Source organism: Mycolicibacterium sp. XJ1819 (genome assembly GCF_053483675.1).
Map to the genome: position 1 here is coordinate 131,939 of NZ_JBEFST010000013.1, position 21,481 is coordinate 153,419.

Annotated in this window: 22 protein-coding genes; 14 read left to right on the plus strand and 8 right to left on the minus strand. The window is 68.2% G+C overall.

Annotation, left to right across the window (positions count from 1 at the left end):
- Positions 1 to 30: 30 nt before the first annotated feature.
- The gene (locus ABQE89_RS16110) at positions 31 to 708 is read left to right on the plus strand and encodes a guanylate cyclase (RefSeq protein WP_448418403.1); all 678 of its coding nucleotides are present in this window, start codon (positions 31 to 33) and stop codon (positions 706 to 708) included.
- A gap of 7 nt (positions 709 to 715) precedes the next feature.
- Here the strand turns inward: ABQE89_RS16110 and ABQE89_RS16115 are convergent, their stop codons facing one another.
- On the minus strand, positions 716 to 1,711 hold the full coding sequence (locus ABQE89_RS16115; protein WP_448418285.1) for an LmeA family phospholipid-binding protein: 996 nt from the start codon (positions 1,709 to 1,711) through the stop codon (positions 716 to 718).
- Between the two features lie 256 nt (positions 1,712 to 1,967).
- Between ABQE89_RS16115 and ABQE89_RS16120 the strand changes: the two genes are divergently transcribed.
- Together ABQE89_RS16120 and ABQE89_RS16125 are read left to right on the plus strand one after the other, a co-directional pair.
- Positions 1,968 to 2,555 (plus strand): hypothetical protein, encoded by a 588-nt coding sequence (locus ABQE89_RS16120; RefSeq protein ID WP_448418287.1) that lies wholly within the window; start codon positions 1,968 to 1,970, stop codon positions 2,553 to 2,555.
- A 92-nt stretch (positions 2,556 to 2,647) separates the two neighbouring features.
- Complete coding sequence (locus tag ABQE89_RS16125) at positions 2,648 to 3,334, plus strand: class I SAM-dependent methyltransferase (RefSeq protein WP_448418289.1); 687 nt, start codon at positions 2,648 to 2,650, stop codon at positions 3,332 to 3,334.
- Between the two features lie 21 nt (positions 3,335 to 3,355).
- Here the strand turns inward: ABQE89_RS16125 and ABQE89_RS16130 are convergent, their stop codons facing one another.
- The 3 genes from ABQE89_RS16130 to ychF are packed head-to-tail and all read right to left on the minus strand — an operon-like array spanning position 3,356 to position 5,814.
- Complete coding sequence (locus ABQE89_RS16130) at positions 3,356 to 3,904, minus strand: GNAT family N-acetyltransferase (RefSeq protein WP_448418291.1); 549 nt, start codon at positions 3,902 to 3,904, stop codon at positions 3,356 to 3,358.
- Between the two features lie 57 nt (positions 3,905 to 3,961).
- Complete coding sequence (locus tag ABQE89_RS16135) at positions 3,962 to 4,708, minus strand: class I SAM-dependent methyltransferase (protein WP_448418293.1); 747 nt, start codon at positions 4,706 to 4,708, stop codon at positions 3,962 to 3,964.
- 32 nt (positions 4,709 to 4,740) lie between these two features.
- Positions 4,741 to 5,814, minus strand: coding sequence for a redox-regulated ATPase YchF (ychF, locus tag ABQE89_RS16140; protein ID WP_448418295.1), 1,074 nt, complete (start codon positions 5,812 to 5,814; stop codon positions 4,741 to 4,743).
- Between the two features lie 87 nt (positions 5,815 to 5,901).
- On the opposite strand from ychF, the gene ABQE89_RS16145 reads away from it, so the two are divergent.
- Positions 5,902 to 6,945 (plus strand): DUF6542 domain-containing protein, encoded by a 1,044-nt coding sequence (locus tag ABQE89_RS16145; RefSeq protein WP_448418297.1) that lies wholly within the window; start codon positions 5,902 to 5,904, stop codon positions 6,943 to 6,945.
- 18 nt (positions 6,946 to 6,963) lie between these two features.
- On the opposite strand, the gene ABQE89_RS16150 is transcribed toward ABQE89_RS16145, so the two are convergent.
- Positions 6,964 to 8,001 carry a 4-hydroxy-3-methylbut-2-enyl diphosphate reductase gene (locus ABQE89_RS16150; RefSeq protein ID WP_448418299.1) on the minus strand — a complete coding sequence of 346 codons (1,038 nt, stop codon included), beginning with the start codon at positions 7,999 to 8,001 and terminating at the stop codon, positions 6,964 to 6,966.
- Positions 8,002 to 8,067: 66 nt separating this feature from the next.
- Here ABQE89_RS16150 and ABQE89_RS16155 point away from each other — a divergent pair, with 66 nt between their 5' ends.
- The 4 genes from ABQE89_RS16155 (at position 8,068) to ABQE89_RS16170 (ending at position 11,273) form a co-directional block, all read left to right on the plus strand.
- Positions 8,068 to 8,643 (plus strand): lipid droplet-associated protein, encoded by a 576-nt coding sequence (locus ABQE89_RS16155; protein WP_448418301.1) that lies wholly within the window; start codon positions 8,068 to 8,070, stop codon positions 8,641 to 8,643.
- Between the two features lie 18 nt (positions 8,644 to 8,661).
- Positions 8,662 to 9,894, plus strand: a complete 1,233-nt coding sequence (xseA, locus tag ABQE89_RS16160; RefSeq protein WP_448418303.1) for an exodeoxyribonuclease VII large subunit — start codon at positions 8,662 to 8,664, stop codon at positions 9,892 to 9,894.
- Positions 9,891 to 10,103 (plus strand): exodeoxyribonuclease VII small subunit, encoded by a 213-nt coding sequence (locus tag ABQE89_RS16165; RefSeq protein WP_448418305.1) that lies wholly within the window; start codon positions 9,891 to 9,893, stop codon positions 10,101 to 10,103. Before xseA ends, ABQE89_RS16165 begins: the two co-directional genes overlap by 4 nt.
- Before the next feature lie 63 nt (positions 10,104 to 10,166).
- On the plus strand, positions 10,167 to 11,273 hold the full coding sequence (locus tag ABQE89_RS16170) for a 3-beta-hydroxysteroid dehydrogenase (RefSeq protein ID WP_448418307.1): 1,107 nt from the start codon (positions 10,167 to 10,169) through the stop codon (positions 11,271 to 11,273).
- Between the two features lie 41 nt (positions 11,274 to 11,314).
- Here the strand turns inward: ABQE89_RS16170 and ABQE89_RS16175 are convergent, their stop codons facing one another.
- Positions 11,315 to 11,764, minus strand: a complete 450-nt coding sequence (locus ABQE89_RS16175; RefSeq protein ID WP_448418405.1) for an SRPBCC family protein — start codon at positions 11,762 to 11,764, stop codon at positions 11,315 to 11,317.
- Between the two features lie 79 nt (positions 11,765 to 11,843).
- On the opposite strand from ABQE89_RS16175, the gene ABQE89_RS16180 reads away from it, so the two are divergent.
- From ABQE89_RS16180 to ABQE89_RS16190, 3 genes are read left to right on the plus strand one after another with little or no spacing between them, the layout of a single operon-like run.
- On the plus strand, positions 11,844 to 12,608 hold the full coding sequence (locus tag ABQE89_RS16180; protein WP_448418309.1) for an SDR family NAD(P)-dependent oxidoreductase: 765 nt from the start codon (positions 11,844 to 11,846) through the stop codon (positions 12,606 to 12,608).
- On the plus strand, positions 12,605 to 13,423 hold the full coding sequence (locus ABQE89_RS16185; RefSeq protein WP_448418311.1) for an SDR family oxidoreductase: 819 nt from the start codon (positions 12,605 to 12,607) through the stop codon (positions 13,421 to 13,423). The genes ABQE89_RS16180 and ABQE89_RS16185 overlap by 4 nt, the downstream gene beginning before the upstream one ends.
- Positions 13,420 to 14,610, plus strand: coding sequence for an AI-2E family transporter (locus tag ABQE89_RS16190; RefSeq protein ID WP_448418313.1), 1,191 nt, complete (start codon positions 13,420 to 13,422; stop codon positions 14,608 to 14,610). Before ABQE89_RS16185 ends, ABQE89_RS16190 begins: the two co-directional genes overlap by 4 nt.
- Here the strand turns inward: ABQE89_RS16190 and ABQE89_RS16195 are convergent.
- Both ABQE89_RS16195 and ABQE89_RS16200 read right to left on the minus strand, forming a co-directional pair.
- Positions 14,591 to 15,418: a dienelactone hydrolase family protein gene (locus ABQE89_RS16195; protein WP_448418315.1), complete on the minus strand. Its 828-nt coding sequence runs from the start codon at positions 15,416 to 15,418 to the stop codon at positions 14,591 to 14,593. The two genes, ABQE89_RS16190 and ABQE89_RS16195, sit on opposite strands and share 20 nt — an antisense overlap.
- Before the next feature lie 27 nt (positions 15,419 to 15,445).
- A complete protein-coding gene (locus tag ABQE89_RS16200; RefSeq protein ID WP_448418317.1) occupies positions 15,446 to 16,093 on the minus strand; it encodes a DUF4245 domain-containing protein in 648 nt (215 codons plus the stop codon).
- A 55-nt stretch (positions 16,094 to 16,148) separates the two neighbouring features.
- On the opposite strand from ABQE89_RS16200, the gene glpX reads away from it, so the two are divergent.
- From glpX to ABQE89_RS16215, 3 genes are read left to right on the plus strand one after another with little or no spacing between them, the layout of a single operon-like run.
- Positions 16,149 to 17,177: a class II fructose-bisphosphatase gene (gene glpX, locus ABQE89_RS16205; RefSeq protein WP_448418319.1), complete on the plus strand. Its 1,029-nt coding sequence runs from the start codon at positions 16,149 to 16,151 to the stop codon at positions 17,175 to 17,177.
- A gap of 25 nt (positions 17,178 to 17,202) precedes the next feature.
- Positions 17,203 to 18,624, plus strand: coding sequence for a class II fumarate hydratase (locus tag ABQE89_RS16210; RefSeq protein WP_448418321.1), 1,422 nt, complete (start codon positions 17,203 to 17,205; stop codon positions 18,622 to 18,624).
- 53 nt (positions 18,625 to 18,677) lie between these two features.
- Entirely contained in the window at positions 18,678 to 21,422 is a 2,745-nt protein-coding gene (locus ABQE89_RS16215; protein ID WP_448418323.1) for an ATP-binding protein, read from the plus strand.
- Positions 21,423 to 21,481: the final 59 nt, after the last annotated feature.

The following is a 21,481-nucleotide window of genomic DNA, read 5'->3' on the forward strand; positions in this document are numbered from 1 at the left end:
GCCTAAGCTGCGGGGGTGAATGGAAGCACGGTGCCGTTGCAGAAGGCGCTCGACGAAACCCGCACCGGGGACCTGTGGCTGTTCCGGGGCCGTTCCCGACCCGACCGGGCGATCCAGTCCCTGACCAACAGCCCGGTCAACCACGTCGGCATGACCATCGCGATCGAGGATCTGCCGCCGCTGATCTGGCACGCCGAACTCGGCGACAAGCTTCTCGACATGTGGACCGGCGATCATCATCGCGGCGTGCAACTCAACGACGCCCGCCAGGTCGTGCAGCGGTGGGTGCACAACTACCACCAGCGGTGCTGGCTGCGTCAGCTCACGCCGTACGCCAGCCGCGAGCAGGAGGACCGTGCGCTCAAAGTGGTTGCGCGCATGGACGGTACACCATTTCCCAGTACGGCCCGACTCACCGGACGGTGGTTTCGCGGTCGGCTCGCCGTCAGCAATTTCACACGAGGAATTCCGTTCCTGCACAACAAGGTTCGGGAGTCGGCCCAACGCAAGAAGACCGAGACGGTGCAGGCCGGACTCGAGACGGCCTACTGCGCCGAGACCGTCGCCATCACCTACGAGGAGATGGGCCTGCTGGCCACCGACAAGCACTACAACTGGTTCGATCCCGGCTCGTTCTGGAGCGGCGACTCGCTGCCGCTGGCCCCGGGTTACCAGCTGGGCAAGGAGATCGAGGTCGTCGTCGACTGACGGCCCGTCACAGGCGCGCGAAGCAGGGGTCGGTGTCCTCCTTGGGGATCGAGGCGTCCTGGCTGGAGAACCTCCCGACGACGCCGGTGCCGGTCACCTCGACGCTGTCGGCGTGGATGCCGAGCGGATAGTTGTCGTTGAGCTTCTTGGTCAACTCGTTCAGCGCGGTCTGCACGGCGTCCTTGGGTAACACGCCGACGACGTCGAGCACCTCCAGATTCAGGTCGCCGTCGGTGACGACGGGTCTGGCGGTGACGCTGTTGTCGCCGGCTTCCAGGATCACGGTGCCCGCCGACGGATCGGTGCGTACACCGGTGACCAGGTTGCCGACGCCGGGCAGGTTCGCGGCCACGGTGTCCTTGATGCCCGCCGACTTCCAGTCCAGCGTGGCCGACAGCGATCCGATGGTGCCCTTGGCATCCGCGGATTCCTGCAGACGAACGTCTTTGAGCGTCACCTCGGCGGTCATCCCGTCGGCGCCCTGGACCCGGTCACCGGCCGTCTTGACCGAGATGTTGGTGTAGTGGCCGGTGATGTGCTGCCACAAGAACGGCGGATTGACCCCGAACGAGATGTTGGCGCCGTCCTCGACGACGCACTCAGCGACGTCGGTGAGGATGGTGTCGGCCCGGTACCGGGCGTACAGTTCGGCGCCCGCGAGTCCGCCCGCCACCAGCGCGATGGCGATCACGCCGAGCAGCGCGATGGTCAGCCGATTACCGCGCTTCTTTCGCGGTGCCGGACCGTCGCCCGACGCCAGCGAGGGCGGCGGCGGAGGCGGCGGGGTCCGTCGGATCTGCTGGGTGGGCTGGGCGTCGGCAGGTGACTCGGGCCTCGGGAAGCGCTGCGTCGGTCCGGCGTCGGCGCGCCGCGGTGCGCGGAGTTGATCGGTGGGCTGGTCGGGATGGCCCGGCCGGGGCAGCCGTCGCGTGGCGGGGTCTTGCGGTGGCGTTCCTCGGCGCTGCCAGTCGGGCTGACCTTGGCGATGCGGCGGCTGTGTCACCTGCGCGATTCTGCCAGCCGACGGGCCCTGTCGGCGATTGTCCGAGGCGCCGGTCTTCCATCGCCCGCCAAATTGCATTCGCGCAGGTCGCTGCTCGCATTTTCGCTGCGAGGATGCAGTCTCGTGAATTGTGCTGGACGCTACGACGAATGTGAACAGGTGACGCCGGCAGCGAAAGCGCGATAGCCTTGCCCGCACGTCGGGGTCCGGGCGCTCCTCACCGATGCCTACGGGCGCCATCAGAGAGGACAGTTTGATGACCGGACCACTGCGCCATCACGTCGTGAGGGCGCTCAGCGCCGCTGCGGCGGGTTTACTCGTCGCCGGCGGTGCGCTGACCATGGCCGGTCAGGCCGCAGCCCAACCCACGCTGCCCTACCCGCCACCTGCACCGGATGCTGAGGCTCCGCCGCCGGGGCAGCCCGTGGCGGAACCTGCGGACGCGCCGGTGGGTGTTCAGCCGCCACCACCGGTGGGCGCACCACCGGTACCCGAGATCCAGAACCCCGTATACGGACAGGGTCAGACGCCAGGCCAGTTCGGGTACCTCAGAGATCTGTGGCACACGTTTCACAGCGGTAATCCACTGGCCGCGCTGACCGCGCCCGCACCGGTCGCGCCCGGGCCACCGCCCGGAGCCGGCCCGCCCCCGCCACTGCCGCCCGGACACATCTCGCTGACGGCACCGGAATCCTCGACCGCGATGCCGGAGCTACCGCCCGGTGCCGGTCTGCCGCCCGGCCCGATCCCCCCGGAGGGGCCACTGCCCCCGGCTGGACCGCTGCCCGCGGAGGGCCCGCTGCCGCCCGCTCCCGGCGCGCCTGTATACCCACCTGTGCCGTAAGAGCGGCGGTTGACAGCGCACCCGGAAGCTGTTAGTTGCCAAATCAGCAATAATCCTTGCTGTCGCGCCATGCCCGACGCCACCATCGTAGAGTGACCACACCAACCGACACCTTCAACGACCCATCCCACATCGATTCGTACGCCGATCACGTCGCGCGAATGGTTCCCGCGTATCACGACGTGCATCGCATGGCGGGTGTCCTCATCGACGAATATGCGCCGTCCGACGCCAGGGTGTTGGTGCTCGGCGCGGGAGGTGGTCTGGAGACCAAGGCATTCGCCGAAACTCACCCGGGGTGGACGTTCGACGCCGTCGACCCGGCCGAGTCGATGCTTGACCTGGCGACGAAAATCCTTGGCCCACTTGCCGATCGCGTGCGGATGCATCACGGGTACATCGACGACGCACCCACCGGCCCCTTCGCCGCCGCGACCAGCCTGCTGACCTTTCACTTCCTCGCCCCCGACGAACGCCGTCGTACCGCCACCGAGGTGCGCCGACGACTGGCGCCCGGCGCGCCGTTCGTCGTTGCGCACCTGAGCATTCCGCAGCGCGACGATGCCGAACGAGAGTTGTGGATGAGGCGCCACGCCGCCAATCTCGTTGCCTCGGGCCTCGCGCCCGCGGATGCGGAGAAGGCATGCGCGATGATCGCCGACGCGGTTCCCGTGTTGACCCCGGAGCAGGACCGCGGGGTGCTACAGGAGTCCGGTTTCACCGGTGTCACCGAATTCTTCTCGGCGTTCACGTTTCGAGGATGGGTCGGCTACGCCTGATCAAGGGAACACGTGCCAGTCTCACAGGCCGAACTCAGCCACCGAACGCTCGAATCCCAACAGGGCGGCGACCTGCCCCGACGGGGTGACCGCTTGATGTGGTCCGTCCACCTGCGTGAACCCGACGCTCTCCAATACCCGGCGCGAGCCATGGTTTTCCGGTGCGGTCCGCGCCGTCAGATGCGTGAGTCCGGCTTCGCCCGCCAGCCGGGTGACCGCCGACAACGCCTTACGGGCCGCACCGCGACCACGCCCGTGCGAAGACAACCAGAAGCCGACTTCCGCACCGGCTTGGGCGAAGTCGAACAGCACGATGCTGCCCAGGAACATGTCGGAGGGGGCGTCCGCGATTGCCAGCACGGCGAGCGAATCGTCTTCCAGGCCTTGGGCGATGATGCCGTCGATCTGTTCACGGACGATCGCAGCGGAGTACTCGGAGATCGGCAGGTGTGCATACCGGCGAACCGCAGAGTCTTTGGTGCCTGCGGCAAAAGCCTCCGCGTCGCGGTGCCGCAGCCGACGCACGGTGACGTCGCCTTCGATCAGCGGCAGGCGATCGACGATTTTCATTCCGCCGATGATATCGACGTCACCGGACGCTGCGAGGCCGCTGAAAGTCCCCGACGGTCAGACCGTCGCTCGGGCGGCCCAGGCCGTGGCGGTCACGGTGAACGGCCCACCACCGAGTCGTTCGCGCGCCGCCGACTCGAGAACAGCACGCGCATCGTCATCGAGTCGCTGGACGTAGTCACCGGCGGGACCGACACCGTAGGTGTAGGGCACCCACCACTGCTCGAAAGTCGGGTGCACCACCTCGACCGCGACGGGTTCTTCGTCCACTTCGGGCAGGCCGGCGGCTTGGAACAGCTCAGTCAGGTGCCCCCGGCGCGCACCTGAGAGCAGTGCCTCATCCTGGGCTTCGGGGTCGTTCACGTGAACGGCGTCCCAGAACGGTGCGAGCGCGCCGGTCGGTCCGTCCCACACGCACGCCCCGACGACGCCGCCGTGCCGAGTCACGCGCGCCATCTGTGCGATGCCGAGCATGGGGTCAGTCATGAAGTGCACCACCAATTGCGCGAGAGCAGCGTCGAAAGAGGCGCTGTCGTACGGCAATTGCTCCGCGGTCCCTCGACGCACGTCGACATCCGGGCAGCGGGTGCGGATCGCATCGATGAACGATGGCGAGGGATCGATCGCCGCCACTTCTGCTCCGATCGACCTCAGGTGCGCAGTCAGTGCGCCCGGCCCGCAGCCCACGTCGAGCACCCGATCGTCCGCGCCGACCCCGGCGAATGCCACGAAGACTTTCGCAAGAGGCTCGGCATAGCGACCCATGTATCGCGCGTAGGCGTCCGCCGGGACGGCGAAACTCACGGGAAAAGGCTACGCCGCCGGCGCGTCGCCACCTAGACGTTGAAGCGGAACTCGACCACGTCGCCGTCCTGCATGACGTAGTCCTTGCCCTCGATACGCACCTTGCCCGCGGCCTTGGCGGCGGCCATCGATCCGGCCTCCACCAGGTCGTCGAACGACACGACCTCGGCCTTGATGAAGCCCTTCTCGAAGTCGGTGTGGATCACCCCGGCCGCCTTCGGCGCCGTGTCGCCCTGGTGAATCGTCCACGCCCGCGCCTCTTTCGGCCCGGCCGTCAGGTACGTCTGCAGCTTCAGCGTGTGAAAACCCGCCCGCGCCAGCGCATCCAGCCCGCGCTCGGTCTGACCGATCGACTCCAGAAGCTCGGCCGCCGATTCGTCGTCCAACTCCTGCAGTTCCGCCTCGATCTTCGCGTCGAGGAACACCGCGTCGGCCGGCGCCACCAACTCGCGAAGTTCCGACTTGCGCGCTTCGTCGGTGAGCACCGCCTCGTCGGCGTTGAAGACATACAGAAACGGTTTGGTGGTCAGCAGGTTCAACTCGCGCAGCAGCGCCGCGTCGAAGCCCGCCGCGAACAGCGTCTGACCAGCATTGAGAATCTCCTGCGCCGCGACGGCCGCCTCGTGGGTCGGACGGCGGTCCTTGTGCGTGCGCGCCTCCTTCTCCAACCGGGGCAGCGCGCGTTCCAACGTCTGCAGATCGGCGAGGATCAACTCCGTCTCGATCACCTCGATGTCGGACTTCGGATCGACGCGACCGTCGACGTGGGCCACGTCGTCGTCGGTGAATACGCGGACCACCTGGCAAATCGCGTCACTTTCGCGGATGTTGGCCAGGAACTTGTTGCCCAGCCCGGCGCCCTCGGAGGCACCCTTGACGATCCCGGCAATATCGACGAATGTGACCGTCGCATGGATGATCTTCTCCGAGCCGAAAATTCTGGCCAATTCACGCAGCCGCGGATCAGGCAGCGGCACGACCCCCTCGTTCGGTTCGATCGTCGCGAACGGGTAGTTGGCCGCCAGCACGTTGTTGCGCGTCAGCGCGTTGAAAAGCGTCGATTTGCCGACATTGGGCAACCCGACGATTCCGAGGTTCAGGCTCACAGGGACGACAGTCTAGGAGGCGAATGTGACGGGCACGCCAGCACCGCGCTGACGGCCACTTTTGACCACAGCCGGTACGGTCTACCTGTGTCAGCACAGCGTGCCCGGTCGGCAGTGACGGCCGACCAGCGCTCCGCGCATCCCAACGTCCCAGGTGTTGCCTGGTGGGGTGCTGTGCTGATCGCGGCAACGTTTACCGCGATCGGTTTCGCATTCGACGCGGGCGCGGGCAACAAGGAACTCAGCTTCGTGTTCGCCGCCACATATGTCCTCGGCTGCGTCGGGGCCGTGCTCGCGGTGCGCCAGTCCGGCATCTTCACCGCGGTCATCCAGCCGCCGCTGCTGTTGTTCGTCAGCGTGCCGACGGCATATTTCCTGTTCGCGGGGGCGAAGATCACCAGCATCCGCGACACCGTGATCAATTGCGGATATCCGCTCATCGAGCGGTTCCCGCTGATGTTCTTCACCTCGGCGTTCGTTCTGTTTCTCGGGCTGATCCGCTGGTACCAGGCCGCCGCGGCGCGCCGGGCCGCGCCCCGCTCGGCGGGCCGGGAGGCCAGGCAACCCAGAGAACCGAAGGCGTCGAGTGGGCTGGCCTCTGCGGTGAGCGCCAAGGTGGCGGCACTGCTGGCCCGTGACGTTGATGAAGAAGACGCAGAAGAAATCGCCGAGCCCCCGCGCCGACGCCGGGCCCGGGAGACGCCACCGCGCAAGCCGGCCAGACGGGCCGCACCGGCGCCGTCGCGATCGCGACACACCCGCCCACCCGAGACCGAGATCATCGAACCGGTGGCCGAGCGTCCGCGTCGGGCCCGCACCACCCGGCGCTCCGATTTGCCGCCGGTGCCGCCGCCCGAACCGCGCCGCAGGCCGCGGCCGCCCGCTTCCGGCCGCAGGGCCGCGCCGCCTCCGACCGAACGCCGCACCTACGACCGCCCCGAGCGCAGGCGTCGTTACGACGACTACCAACCGCTGGAACCCCACGGCCGCAACGGCAACGGCACCCATCACCCGGTCTCGCGGGTGCGCTACCGCGGCGCCGAAGACGCCGCCGACAGCCGGGTGGACTACCGGCCGCGTCCACGGGCACCGCGCAGTTGGGAAGCCGACAGCTGGGAATACGACGTCTGATCGCCGGGCGGCCGGCCGTCAGGTACGCGCGGGCCGAATCTCTCGTGGCAGCGCGAAGACCAGAGTCTCGTTCGCCGTGGTGACGGGCTGAACCATGTCGAAGCCGAAATCGGCGAGCCGCTCGAGCACCCCGCGGACCAGGATCTCGGGGACCGACGCGCCGGAGGTGACGCCGACCGTGGTCACCCCCTCCAGCCAGGCCGGGTCGATGTCGTCGGCGTAGTCGACCAGGTGTGCGGTGTCCGAACCGGCGTTCAGCGCCACCTCGACCAGCCGCACCGAGTTCGACGAGTTACGCGAACCGACCACGATCACCAGTTCACATTCCGGGGCCATCGCCTTGACCGCGACCTGGCGGTTCTGGGTGGCGTAGCAGATGTCGTCGCTGGGCGGGTCCTGCAGCTTCGGGAAGCGCTCCCGCAGCCGATGCACGGTCTCCATCGTCTCGTCGACGCTCAGCGTGGTCTGTGACAGCCAGATCACCTTGTTCTCGTCGCGCACGGTGACGTTGTCCACGGAATGGGGTCCGTCCACGAGTTGCACGTGGTCGGGCGCCTCCCCCGCGGTGCCGATGACCTCCTCGTGGCCCTCATGGCCGATCAACAGAATGTCGTAGTCGTCACGAGCGAACCGCTTGGCCTCGTTGTGGACCTTGGTGACCAGCGGACAGGTGGCGTCGATGACCCGCAGATTGCGCTCGGCGGCCGACTGGTGCACCGTCGGCGCCACGCCGTGCGCGGAGAACACCACGATCGCACCTTCTGGCACCTCGTCGGTCTCGTCGACGAACACCGCGCCGGCCTTGGCCAGGGTCTCGACCACGTGCCGGTTGTGGACGATCTCGTGCCGCACGTAGACCGGGGCGCCGTGCTTTTCCAGCGCACGCTCGACGGTCTCCACCGCGCGGTCGACGCCGGCGCAGTAACCGCGCGGCTCGGCGAGCAGGACGCGCCTGCTGGTGCTCGTTCCCGTGTCGCTGCGCTGCGGCACTCCGAGGACGCCACCGGCAACCGAGCTCGACACACCCGGGATCCCCATGTTGACTGTCGACGGCATGGGTCCCAGGGTACGCATCGGTGGCCTTTCCGGACCAACCGAGCGGCCCGCCGTAGGCTGGGGGCCATGGCCAACGCACCGTACGGGGTCCGGCTGCTGGTGGGCGCGGCAGTCACCGCGATCGAGGAGACCCGCAAACTTCCGCAGACCGTCCTCATGTATCCGATGACCGTAGTGAGCCAGCTCGCGCACCTGGTGATGAAGATGCAGCAGGATGTGGCCGACATGGTCATCAAGGGCGACGAGACCCTGGAGTCGATGTTCCCGCCCAAAGACGAACAGCCCGAGTGGGCCACCTTCGACGAGGACCTCGGCGACGACTCCCCCTCGCCCGGGGCTGCGGCGGGCGTCGACGGGGAACGCCTGACCGAGGGCCGCTTCGCACTATTCACCGGTGGGGAGCCCGAAACGTCGGCCGAGCGGGTGCGCAACGACGCCGCGAGCGTCGCGACCGCAGAAGTGCCCGAGATCGTCGCCGAGCTGGATTACGAGTCGCTCACCCTGGCCCAGCTGCGGGCGCGACTGGCCACCCTCAAGATCGCCGATCTGGAGGCGCTGCTGGCCTACGAGGAGACCACCAAGGCACGCGCACCGTTCCAGACGCTGCTGGCCAACAGGATCACCCGCGCATCCGCGAAGTGACCCCGGCGGGCGCAGAAGATGACTGACCCCGAGCCGGGCAAGTCACCCGAGAACCCCTGGCCGGTGCGCGCCGTGGCGACCCGACTCGCCAAGTACATCGACCGGCTCGGCACGGTCTGGATCGAAGGTCAGCTCACCGAACTCAAGCTGCGCCAGAACACCGCGTGGATGGTGCTGCGCGACCCCGCCGCGGACATGTCGCTGTCGGTGAGCTGCCCGCGCGACCTCGTCGCCAACGCCCCGGTGCCGCTGACCGAAGGCACCCAGGTGCTGATGCACGGAAAGCCGCAGTTCTACACCCGCAACGGCTCGTTCAGCCTGCGGGTCAACGAGATTCGCGCGGTCGGCATCGGCGAACTGCTTGCCCGCATCGAGCGGTTGCGCCGCCTGCTCGACGCCGAAGGCCTGTTCGACCCGCGGCTGAAACGCCCGGTTCCCTTCCTGCCCGGCACCGTGGGGCTGATCACCGGCCGGGCGTCCGCGGCCGAACGCGACGTCGTCTCGGTGGCGGCCCGGCGTTGGCCCGCAGTGCGTTTCGAGGTTCGCCACACCGTCGTGCAGGGCCCCAATACGGTGGCCCAGGTTGTCGAGGCGCTGCGCGAACTCGACGCCCACGCCGACGTCGAGGTCATCGTGATCGCCCGCGGCGGGGGCAGCGTCGAGGATCTGCTGCCCTTCTCCGACGAGACGCTGTGCCGGGAGATCGCCAAGTGCACTACGCCGGTGGTCAGCGCCATCGGCCATGAGCCCGACAATCCGCTGTGCGATCTGGTGGCCGATCTGCGCGCGGCCACCCCGACCGACGCCGCCAAGCGCATCGTGCCCGACGCCGCCGCCGAACAGGCGTTGATCACCGAGCTGTGCCGTCGCGGCGGCCGCGCGTTGCGCAACTGGGTGCATCGCGAACAGCACACGCTCGACCAACTGCGCAGCAGGCCGGTGCTGGCGCAACCGCTGGCGGCACTGACCGCGCGCGCAGAGGAGATCCACCGCGCTCGCGCCGCCGTGCGCCGCGACATCACCCGGTTGGTGGGCGTCGAGTCCGACCGGGTCGGGCACCTGTCGGCGCGCCTGTCCACGCTGGGGCCCGCGGCGACGCTGGCCCGCGGATACGCCGTGGTCCAGACGATGCCGAGCGCGGCAGTGCTGCGCACGACGGCCGACGCACCGCCGGGTGCCCGGCTGCGGGTTCGAGTGGCCGACGGGGCCATCGCCGCCGTCAGCGAGGGGTCAGAAGGGACAATGGAATGAAGCCCATTAGTGAATTGGGGTACGAAGAAGCGCGCGATGAACTGATCGCGGTCGTACAGCAACTCGAACACGGCGGATTGGACCTCGATGCGTCGCTGAAGCTATGGGAACGGGGCGAAGAGCTCGCTAAACGATGCGAGGAACACTTAGCTGGAGCCCGCCAACGCATCGAGAAGGTGCTGGCCGCCGAGGACGCTGACGAAGGTTGACTTCGAAAAGATTTTTCACATTGGGGGTCGAAACTGTAACACGTTTCAGTTAGTCTCACCGGCATGGCTCCTCCCGTTTGCGCTGACCTGGGGCGCGTGCTTGTCACCGGCGGCTCCGGGTTCGTCGGCGCCAATCTGGTCACCGAACTGCTCAACCGCGGACACCACGTCCGCTCCTTCGACCGCGCCCCCTCCCCGCTGCCCGCGCATCCGCGCCTGGAGGTCCTCGAGGGCGACATCTGCGATGCCGACACGGTGGCGGCCGCCGTCACCGGCGTGGACACCGTGTTCCACACCGCGGCCATCATCGACCTGATGGGCGGGGCATCGGTCACCGAGGAGTACCGGCGACGCAGTTTCGCGGTCAACGTCACCGGAACCGAGAACCTGGTGCACGCCGCACAGGCCGCGGGGGTCAGACGGTTCGTCTACACCGCGTCCAACAGCGTGGTCATGGGCGGTGAACGGATCGCCGGCGGAGACGAGACACTGCCCTACACAAAGCGTTTCAACGACCTCTACACCGAGACCAAGGTGTCCGCCGAAAAGTTCGTCCTTGCGCAGAACGGCTCACCGAACGGCAACGACGGGCTGCTGACCTGTTCGATCCGGCCCAGCGGCATCTGGGGCCGCGGCGATCAGACCATGTTTCGCAAGGTCTTCGAGAGCGTGCTGGCCGGCCACGTCAAGGTGTTGGTCGGCGGCAAGAACGTCAAACTCGACAATTCCTACGTACACAACCTGATTCACGGGTTCATCCTGGCCGCGCAGCACCTGGTTCCCGGCGGCACCGCGCCCGGTCAGGCGTACTTCATCAACGACGGCGAACCGATCAACATGTTCGAGTTCTCCCGCCCGGTCGTGGAGGCATGCGGACAGCGCTACCCGAAGGTCCGGGTGCCGGGCCGGCTGGTGTGGCTGGCCATGACGGTCTGGCAGTGGCTGCACTTCCGCTTCGGCCTGCCCAAGCCGATGATCGAACCGCTTGGCGTGGAGCGGCTTTACCTCGACAACTACTTCTCCATCGCCAAGGCGCACCGTGACCTCGGCTACCAACCCGTGTTCACCACCGAGCAGGCGATGGCCGAGTGCCTGCCCTATTACGTCGAGCTGTTCGAGCAGATGAAGAGCGAGGCCGGACAGCCGGCGGTGGGCCAACTGGCCGGTTAGGCGCACAGTTTCGCGGCAGCAGACAGCAGCGCCTCTGCGGCTCAGCCGGATTCGGCGATCCTCTTGATCGCCGCGAGCGTCGCGGGGATGCCGGTCTGGGCGTTCTCGCGACGCAGGGCGATCTGGGCGTCGGCCTGGTCGCCGTAGTGCTCGCGGAAACCGGCCACGCCCTTGGGCCGCAGCTCCCAGTTTTCGGTGAGTAGGGTTCCGCCGTCCACCGGCTCAAGGGTGTAACCCCAGTACACCCAGCCGTTGTTGACCTCCCACGCGAACTCGCGGCCGGGCTCGGCGGCCACCACCTGCGAACGCGTCTCCCAGCTCCGCCCAGGTGTCTCGTTGCGTCCGGTGAACCAGGCGCCCACCCGCGGGCCCGCACCCTCATCCCACCAGCAGGCTTTGCAGATCGGACTCCATTCACCGGTTCTGGTCACGTCCGACACCAATGCGTACAACTCGTCGGGCGGCACCGCCACCCGGATCGACTCGGACATCTTCAAATCCGCCACGGGTCCAGTCTGCCAAAGCGCTAAGTTGGGACGCATTGCAACCAGCCGTCGAAGGGTCGATTCAATGAGCAGCGCGCGGATAGCGATCGTCATCGGCGCAGCCTCCGGGATCGGCTGGGCCAGTGCCACGGCGTTGGCCGCCGACGGCTGCCAGGTCACCATCGCCGACCTCAATGCCGACGGGGCACGCGCGCGGGCCGCCGAGTTGGGTGACCCGCACTGCGCCGCGCACGTCGACGTCACCGACGAGGCCACGGTACAACGGCTTTTCGACGACGCGGGCCCGGTCGACGTCGTGGTCAACTGCGCGGGCTTTTCCAACGTCGGCCCGATCACCGACATGCCCGTCGCGGATTTTCGCGCCGTCGTCGACGTCTGCCTCACCGGCGCGTTCATCGTCACCAAAATCGCTGGCAGGCAGTTGCGCGACGGCGGCGCCCTGGTGTCGATCAGCTCGCTCAACGCGCGCCAACCCGCCGCGGGAATGAGCGCCTACTGTGCGGCCAAGGCCGGGCTGTCGATGCTTACCCAGGTCGCGGCCCTGGAACTGGGTGAGCGCGGTATCAGGGTCAACGCGATCGCTCCCGGTTTCGTGCACACCCCGCTGACCGCGCCCGCCGCCGCGGTGCCCGGCGTGGTCGAGGACTACGTCGAGAACACCGCGCTCGGTCGTGCCGGTACCCCGGAGGACATCGCCGAAGCGGTGCGCTATCTGTGTTCGCCGCGATCCTCCTGGCTGACCGGCGAAGTGCTCGACCTCAACGGCGGGGCGCACCTGAAGAAATATCCCGACATAATCGGACATGTCATGAAGCTTGCCGCGCAATGAGTTTCGCAGGTAAACAGGCGATCGTCACCGGCGCCGGCTCGGGTATCGGCGCAGCCCTGTGCCGCGCGCTGGTGGATGCGGGCGCACACGTCGTGTGCACCGACGTCGACGGGAGTGCCGCGGCCGCAACCGCCGCCGGACTGGGCGCCAGTGCGCGCGCCGCCACCCTCGACGTCACCGACGCGCCGGCCGTGCAGGCCGCCGTCGACGAGGTGGTGAACCGTGCCGGCCGACTGGACCTGATGTTCAACAACGCCGGAATCGTCTGGGGTGGCGACACCGAACTGCTGACGCTCGAGCAGTGGAACGCGATCATCGACGTCAACATCCGCGGGGTGGTGCACGGCGTGGCCGCCGCCTATCCGCAGATGCTGCGGCAAGGACACGGCCACATCGTCAACACCGCCTCGATGGCCGGGCTGACCGCGGCCGGGCAGGTGACCAGTTACGTGATGACCAAACACGCGGTGGTCGGAATGTCGCTGGCGCTGCGGTCGGAGGCCGTGCCACGCGGCATCGGGGTGCTCGCGGTGTGTCCGGCCGCGGTGGAGACCCCGATCCTGGACAAGGGCGCGATCGGCGGCTTCGTCGGCCGCGACTACTTCCTGCAGGCCCAGGGCGGAAAGCCCTATGACGCCGACCGGTTGGCGCGCGACATCCTGCGCGCCGTCGAGAAGAACCGGCCGCTGCTGGTGAAACCCCGTGTGGCGCACGCCCAGTGGCTGTTCGCCAGGCTGGCCCCGACGCTGATGAACCGTATGTCGATGCGGTTCATCGCCGGCCAACGCGCCAAGCAGAAAGCCAACGCGCGGTGAACGAATTCACCGACACCCAGAAGCGCGCGCTGGCCGTCGCGACAGTCATCGCCATCGGTTTCGGCGCCTACTTTTTGCGCAACTACTTCGTGCTCATCGTGGTCGCCGCGGTGGTGGCCTACCTGTTCACCCCGCTCTACCGGTGGTTCAACAAGCGGATGAACACCGGACTTTCGGCGACGCTGACGATCCTGGCGGCGTTCGCGGCCGTGATTGTGCCCCTCGGACTCTTCGTGCTGCTGGCGGTCGTGCAGATCACCACGATGGTCGAACGGGTCACCGAGTGGGTGGGCCGCACCGACCTGTCGGCGCTGGGCGATCAGACGCTGCGCCTGGTCAACGATGTGCTGCACCGGATCCCGTTCGTCGACGTGACGGTCACCCCCGACTCGCTGCGCGATTCGTTGGCCACGGTCGCCCAGGAGGTCGGCAAATGGCTGCTGGGGCTGCTACAGGGCGCGGCGGGCGGTGCCGTCGGCGCGATCACCGCCGCGATCCTGTTCGTGTACGTGTTCATCTCGCTGTTGACCAACCGCGACCGGGTGCTTCTGCTCATCCGCCGGATCAACCCGCTCGGCGAGGACATCACCGACCTCTACATGGCCAAGATGGGCGCGATGGTGCGGGGCACCGTCTTGGGACAGTTCGTCATCGCGCTGTGTCAGGGCGTGGCCGGCGCGGCGTCGATCTTCATCGCCGGATTCCACCAGGGTTTCTTCCTTTTCGCGGTGTTGCTCTCGGCGCTGTCGGTCATCCCCCTTGGCGGCGGCATCGTGACGATCCCGTTCGGTATCGGGATGATCCTGTTCGGCAACATCTACGGCGGTGTGTTCGTCATCCTGTTCCACCTGATCGTGGTGACCAACATCGACAACTTCCTGCGGCCGATCCTGGTACCGCGCCAAGCCCGTCTGGACGCGGCGCTGATGCTGCTGGCCGTATTCGCCGGGATCGCGATGTTCGGCGCCTGGGGCATCGTGATCGGCCCGGTGCTGATGATCCTCATCGTCACGACGATCAGCGTCTACCTGGAGGTGTACCGGGGCGTGCCGATGGAAAGGTTCGACGACGAGGACGACAGACCCAAGCGGCGAAACCCGTTCTGGTGGCTGGGTCGTCGGCTCAAACGCGCACGCGAAAAACCGCCGCCGCCGACGGAGCAGCCGGCTACGTCAGACGCTCAGTGAGGAACTCCACCACCCGTTTGCGCGCCTCGTAGGCGGGGTGGGTCTCGCGCTCGCGCACCTCCAGCGTCAACACGGAATGCGCCATCTTGGCGAATCCGTGCTCATTGCCCTTCTTCGAGTCGATCTCGATGACCTCGAACGCGTCGCCGAGGCGGTCCTTGAGCGTCTTGAACCGTTGCGCGGGCACCAACGGGTCCTCGCTGAACCGCAGGCCCAACGCGCACAGGCCGTCGTCGGCGGCGCGGCGCTCGACGATCTTGAGTTCGGCCTCCGACAACCCGGGGTCGCGGCGCTGTTTCGGGGTCAGCGGCAGCGGCAGCGAGGGCTGGCTGAGCACGGGCGCCAGCACGCTGTCGTCGACCGCGGCGGCCAACGCGAAACCGCCCGTGAAGCACTGACCGATCACGCCGACGCCCTTCCCGGGAGTCCGCTCGTTGAGATCGCGGGCCAACGCGCGCAGGTAGTGCGCCACCGGGCGGTCGGAGTTGGTGGCGAACGCGGCGAACTCCCGTGCCACGCACCCACGCAACATGGTCGACACCGCACCCGGGCGCATCGCGGCCGCCCCCGGCACCCCGAACAGCGACGGGGCGGCGACGGTGAACCCGTTGTCCACCAGATGGTTGCCCAGCGCCAGCACCCCGGGATGCAGGCCCGGCATCTCCGGGATCAGCACCACGCCGGGGCCCTCGCCCTTGCGGTACACGTCGTAGGTGTAGCCGGCCGCCGAGAACGGCGCGGCGACCCACCCACTCAGGTCGGCTTCCGGAGCCGTCTGGCCGGCGACATTGGGGTCTGGCGCGGTCATGGCATCTCCTCGTGGTCGGGTGAGCTGCTAGCGGGCCGGTAGCGGCGGCGCGCTCTGGGTCGCCGCCGCCAGGGTACGAAACTCCTCGGTGTCGGCGGCGCCGGTGATCGCGACCTGCGCGGCGCCGGCCGGACTTCCCAGCCGGGTCGTCCACACCGGCTCCGCGGGCTTCTCGCCCGAGTCGCCGCCCTGGTACACCACCCAGTTCACGCCGTCGACATCGGCGACACCGGTCGGATAAGCGGTGGGGTCGATGGAGCCGACCAGCTTGTCCTCGTCGGCGTTGCTCTGGGTCAGGCTGACGTACATGCCCGTCGGCGCCAGATAGCCGACGGTGGAGCTGACCGCGCGGACCCGCTGCTGCGACGCCGGGTCGGTGCGACCGGCCTCGATGCCCTTGCGACTGCCGGAGTTCGACTGCCACCCGTCGGGCAGCTGCGGCAGCCGGATCGGGATCTTGAGCGCGTCGGCGTCGGCCTGTAGCGCGGCCGGAGCGTCGTAGGACGGCACCGGGCCCGGACCGGGGCCGCCGGCCTGAAACGAGCACGTGCCCAGCACCCCGGCCAGCACGACGCAGGCCAGCACCAACGGGGCCATCGACCAGAACATGTCGCGGCCGTCCTGCAGAAGCCGGGGCTTCGCAGGCTTGGGCGCCGGCGGCGGCTGCGTACTCATAGCCGCCAGTATCCCAGCTCCCGATAGTGGACCCGCTAATGGGAGAATCTGGGCCATGAGCCGTGTCCGTGGTGAAGCCCCAGATCGAAATCTGGCCCTTGAGCTGGTACGAGTCACAGAAGCAGGCGCCATGGCCGCGGGCCGTTGGGTCGGCCGCGGCGACAAGGAGGGTGGCGACGGCGCCGCCGTCGACGCCATGCGTTCGCTGGTCAACACGGTGTCGATGCGCGGTGTGGTGGTCATCGGTGAGGGCGAGAAGGACAACGCCCCGATGCTCTACAACGGCGAAGAGGTAGGCAACGGCGACGGCCCGGAGTGCGACTTCGCCGTGGACCCCATCGACGGCACCACGCTGATGAGCAAGGGCCGTCCAGACGCGATCTCGGTGCTGGCGGTCTCCGATCGCGGCACCATGTTCGACCCGTCGGCGGTGTTCTACATGAACAAGATCGCCGTCGGGCCCGATGCCGTCGACGCCATCGACATCACCGCCCCGATCGGCGAGAACATCCGCCGGGTGGCCAAGGCCAAAGCCGTGTCGGTGTCGGACCTGACGGTGTGCATCCTGGACCGGCCGCGCCACCAGGAATTGATCGCCGAGGTGCGCGAGGCGGGCGCTCGCTGCCGGTTGATCACCGACGGCGACGTGGCCGGCGCGATCTCGACGTGCCGCCCCAACACCAGCACCGACATCCTGGTCGGCATCGGCGGTACCCCCGAGGGCATCATCGCCGCGGCCGCGATCCGCTGCATGGGCGGTGCGATCCAGGGTCAGCTGGCGCCCAAGGACGACGAGGAGCGTCAGAAGGCCATCGACCGCGGCCACGACATCGACCGGGTGCTGACCACCGAGGACCTGGTCTCCGGTGACAACGTGTTCTTCGCCGCGACGGGTGTCACCGACGGCGACCTGCTCAAGGGGGTGCACTTCTACAGCGGCGGGTGCACCACGCAGTCGATCGTGATGCGCTCGAAGTCGGGCACGGTCCGGATGATCGAGGCCTACCACCGGTTGGCCAAGCTCAACGAATACTCCGCGATCGACTTCACCGGCGACGCCAACGCCATCTACCCCCTGCCGTGACCACTCCCGACCAAGAAGGGCATTCATGAGCGTCGACTCCACCGACAGCCACGCCGAGTTCCGCATCGAGCACGACACCATGGGCGAAGTCCGGGTGCCGATCAACGCGCTGTGGCGCGCGCAGACCCAACGGGCCGTGGAGAACTTCCCGATCTCCGGCCGCGGGCTCGAACGCGCCCAGATCCGGGCGCTCGGCCTGCTCAAGGGCGCGTGCGCGCAGGTGAACAAGGACCTTGGCCTGCTCGACGGGGACAAGGCCGACGCCATCATCGCCGCGGCCGGTGAGATCGCCGACGGCCGCCACGACGACCAGTTCCCCATCGACGTGTTCCAGACCGGCTCGGGCACCAGCTCGAACATGAACACCAACGAGGTGATCGCCGGCATCGCCGCGCGCAACGGCGTCACGGTGCACCCCAACGACGACGTCAACATGTCGCAGTCGTCGAACGACACGTTCCCCACCGCCACCCATGTCGCGGCCACCGAAGCCGCAGTGCGCCATCTGATCCCGGCGTTGGAGGTGCTGCACGACTCGTTGCAGTCCAAGGCCGACCAGTGGCGCACCGTGGTCAAGTCCGGACGCACCCACCTGATGGACGCCGTGCCGGTGACGCTGGGCCAGGAGTTCTCCGGTTTCGCCCGCCAGATCGAGGCGAGCATCGAGCGGGTGAAGGCCACGCTGCCGCGGCTGGGCGAACTGGCCATCGGTGGCACCGCGGTGGGCACCGGCCTCAACGCACCAGACGATTTCGACGAGCGGGTGGTCGCGGTGCTGACCGAGCAGACCGGTCTGGCCGAACTGCGGGTGGCCGCCAACCACTTCGAGGCCCAAGCCGCCCGCGACGGGCTGGTGGAGGCCTCCGGCGCGCTGCGAACGATCGCGGTGTCGCTGACCAAGATCGCCAACGACATCCGGTGGATGGGTTCGGGGCCGCTGACCGGGCTGGCCGAGATTCAGTTGCCCGATCTGCAGCCGGGCAGCTCGATCATGCCGGGCAAGGTCAATCCCGTTATCCCCGAAGCGATCACCCAGGTCGCCGCGCAGGTGATCGGCAACGACGCCGCGATCGCCTGGGGCGGGGCGTCCGGAGCATTCGAGCTCAACGTGTACATCCCGATGATGGCGCGCAACCTGCTCGAGTCGTTCAAGATCCTGACCAACTCCGCGAAACTGTTCGCCGAGAAGTGCGTCGACGGGCTGGTGGCCAACGAGGAGCGGCTCCGCGAACTGGCCGAGTCCTCACCGTCGATCGTGACGCCGCTGAACTCGGCGATCGGCTACGAGGAGGCGGCGGCGGTGGCCAAGCAGGCGCTCAAGGAGAAGAAGACCATCCGCCAGACCGTCATCGACCGTGGCCTGATCGGTGACAAGCTCTCGCTCGAGGAGCTGGATAAGCGGTTGGATGTGTTGGCGATGGCAAAGGTCAGGGACGACAAGAGATGAGCATCAAGCCTCGACTGAGCGCTTGCGAGACGCATTAACGCGCGCTGACCGCCATGTCCGCAGGCCTCGCAAGTCGACCTAGGGAACAGGCCGCGGTAGCCGAGTTCCTCGACACCGCGGTGCGCGGACCGTCGGCGTTGTTGATCGAGGGCGTCGCGGGCATCGGCAAGACGACCCTGTGGCTGGCGACCCTCGACGAGGCCCGGGCCCGCGGCTTTCAGGTGCTGTCGACCCGCGCTGCGGAGGCCGAATCCGTGCTCGCCTACGGCGCACTGGCCGACATGCTCTGCGGTGTCGACCCCGCGGCGGTGGGTGAATTGCCGAAACCCCAACGGGCGGCGATGCAGCAGATGCTGGCGGCAGGCACCAGTTCCGGACCCCCGACCGACCAACGCGCCGTCGCCGCGGCGTTCCTGTCGATCGTCCAGGGATTCGCCGCCGACGGCCCGGTCCTGCTCGCCGTCGACGACCTGCAGTGGTTGGACCCGTCCAGCGCCCACGTGCTCGGCTATGCGGCCAGGAGGCTGTCCGGGCCGGTCGGGGTTCTGGGCGCCGTGCGCACCGACGACGAGGGCGGTGACACCGTGTCGTGGTTGCAGTTGCGCCGCCCGGACGCCGTGCACCGAATCGCGATGCGGCCGCTGTCCTCGCGCGCGCTGCTCACCGTGGTCGCCGAACGCCTCGGCAGGCCGGTTTCCCGGACGAAGATGGCCCGGATCCTCGAGGTCTCTGGCGGAAACCCCTTCTACGCGATCGAACTGGCGCGAGCGGCCGAGACGAGCAGCGACGGACTGCTGCCGAACTCGCTGGCAGAGTTGGTCCGCGCCCGAATCGAGGGCCTCGGGCCCGAGGTACAGGAAGCCTTGCTGGCCGCGGCCTGCCTCGCCACCCCCTCGGTCGAGCTGGTCGAAGACGCCCTGGGTTCCGGTCACGACCGGGTGGTCGAAAGCCTCGAGGCCGCCGAGCATCAAGGCGTGATCGCCATCGAGGGCAACCGGGTCCGGTTCACCCATCCGCTGCTGGCCGCGGGCGTCTACACCAACGCCTCCGAGACGCAGCGCCGGTCGATGCACCGTCGCCTCGCCGACGTCGTCGACGAAACCGAGTTGCGGGCACGGCATCTGGCGCTGGCTGCCACCGAGGGTGACCCGCAGACCGTGCAGGCCTTGGACGAAGCCGCCATCGGCGCCCACACGCGGGGCGCTCCGGTCGCCGCCGCCGAGCTGCTCGAACTGGCGATCGGGCTCGGCGGTGACACCGATGAGCGCCGAATTCGGTTGGCCATCCACACCTTTGACGGTGGTGACCCCGGTCGAGCGCGGACCCTGCTGGAACAGGTCATCGCGGGCCTTTCGCCGGGACCTCTTCGCGCCGAAGCCCTCTACCTGCTGGCGGTGGTGCAGTTCATCGACGACGGATATCTCGAGGCGTCCGAGCTGTTGCGCCAGGCCGTCGACGAGGACGCGGCCGCGGGCCCGACCCAGGTACGGATGCTGACCACGTTGGCGTTCGCGCTGTACATGATCGGAGATTCAGCCACCGCCTGGCGTCGCGCCGAAGAGGCCGTGGCGGAGGCAGAACGGCTCGGCGACCCCGGGCTGCTGAGCCAGGCTCTCGGGGTGCGCGTCACGATGCAGTTCTTCACCGGGGGCGGGATCGACGAGCCGAGCCTGCGACGGGCCCTCGAACTCGAGGACCGCGACTCGTTCACACCGGTCATGCTGCGGCCCAGCGTCGAACACGCGCTGATTCTGTCCTGCACCGGCGACCTGGACACGTCCTACGACCTGATGCGCTCGATCGAGCGCGACTGCATCGACGGCGGCGAGGAAGGCGAACTGGTATTCGTCGACTTCTACGTGGCGTTGAACCGGATCTGGCGGGCAGATCTGGCCGAAGCCCGACGCCAAGCCCACGGGGTGACCGAACTGGCCCGCCACCTCGGCGGCGGGTTTCCCGCCATGCTGAGCCTGGTCCTGCAGGCCTGGATCGCGGTCTACGACGGCTCCGAGGACGAAGCCCGCCTGGCCGTCTCGGACGCGATCGACGCCTGTAAACGCAGCGGCACGTTGTGGCACGAGGAATCGACGATCACCGCGCTGGGCTTCCTGGAGGTGTCCCTGGGCAATCACACCGCCGCGGTGAGCGCATTGGCGCCCTTGATGTCGCGCCATGTGCCGGAGTCCACCGAGATATCGGCGGCCGCCTACCTGCCCGACGCGGTCGAGGCGCTCGTCGCGTTGGACCGGTGGGCCGAGGCCGAACCCTTTGTCGACGCCCTGGAACGCAACGGACGCAGGCTGAACCGGGCCTGGATGCTGGCCGTCGGCGCACGTGGCCGGGCGATGGTGCACGCCGCGCAAGGCCACCTCGACGAGGCGATCGACGCGGCCACCCAGGCGATGGCACACCACGACGAGGTGCCCATGCCGTTCGAGCGGGCACGCACCGAGCTACTACTGGGGCAGCTACAGCAGCGACGGCGCGAGCCCGCCGCGGAGGCGTCGCTGCGCAACACGTTGGCGGTCTTCGACCAGCTGCGCATCCCGCTGTGGGCGAAGCGCGCCCGCGAGCACCTGTCCGGCGCGGGTGCCACCGCGCAGCCGTCGGCCGAACTGACGACCATCGAGCAGCGGGTGGCGGACCTGGCCGCGTCGGGGCTGACCAACAAGGATGTCGCCGAGGCCCTCTTTGTCAGCGCGAAGACGGTGGAGGCCGCGTTGGCGCGGGTCTACCGCAAGCTGGGCATCCAGTCCCGTGCCCAGCTGGGCAGGGCAATGCGTGAAACCGGCGGTTAGCGGGTACCTCCGACGTTGCCGCCAACCGGCGGTGGCGACAAAACGGGGAAAGTTTGTCG